The sequence below is a fragment of the Acidovorax sp. SRB_24 genome (assembly GCF_012931925.1).
In genome coordinates, this window is record NZ_MWOM01000170.1 from 1 (window position 1) to 756 (window position 756).

General features: G+C 74.3%; 1 protein-coding gene. It reads left to right on the forward strand.

Annotation, left to right across the window (positions count from 1 at the left end):
* Window positions 1–688: M23 family metallopeptidase (locus B2J89_RS21290; protein ID WP_169170823.1), on the forward strand; the 688-nt coding region annotated here is incomplete at its 5' end.
* Window positions 689–756: the final 68 nt, after the last annotated feature.

Below are 756 nucleotides of genomic sequence, written 5' to 3' on the forward strand. Positions count from 1 at the left end.
GCAGGTGTTCACCGGCGCTGGCGTGCCGGTGCTGGTGGTCGGGGACGCCATCGCCTGGACGGCCGTGCTCGGCCTGGCGCTGGCCCAGGCGCCGGGCCACGGCGAGGTCACGGTGCGGACGCCGGGCGAACCCGAGCGCACGCTGGCCTTCGACATCGCTCCGCAGCGCTACGCCGAGCAGCGCCTGACGGTGGCGCCGCGCACGGTGGACCTGTCGCCCGAGGACCAGGCGCGCTACGAGCGCGAGCGCGACCACCAGGCGCGCGTCATGGCCACGTTCAGCCAGCCGCTGCCCACCCTGCAGGCCATGCAGGTGCCCACGCCGGGGCGGCGCTCGGGCTCGTTCGGGCTGCGCCGCGTGTTCAACGGCCAGGCGCGCAATCCGCACAGCGGCATGGACATTGCCGCGCCCACCGGCACGCCCATCGTGGCGCCGCTGGCCGCGCGGGTGATCGACACGGGCGACTATTTCTTCAACGGCCAGACGGTGTGGCTGGACCACGGCGGCGGTCTGCTGAGCATGGTGTGCCACCTGAGCGCGATCGGCGTGCAGGTGGGCGACGTGCTGCAGGCCGGCCAGCGCCTGGGCGCCGTGGGCGCCACCGGCCGCGTGACCGGGCCGCACCTGCACTGGGGCGTGGTGCTCAACCGCACCATGGTGAACCCGGCGCTGTTCCTGGCGGCCTGAGCCGGACCGGGCGCCGCGCGCCCGCGGCGCCTACGACAGGTAGTTCATGAAGCCGGTGATGATCACCG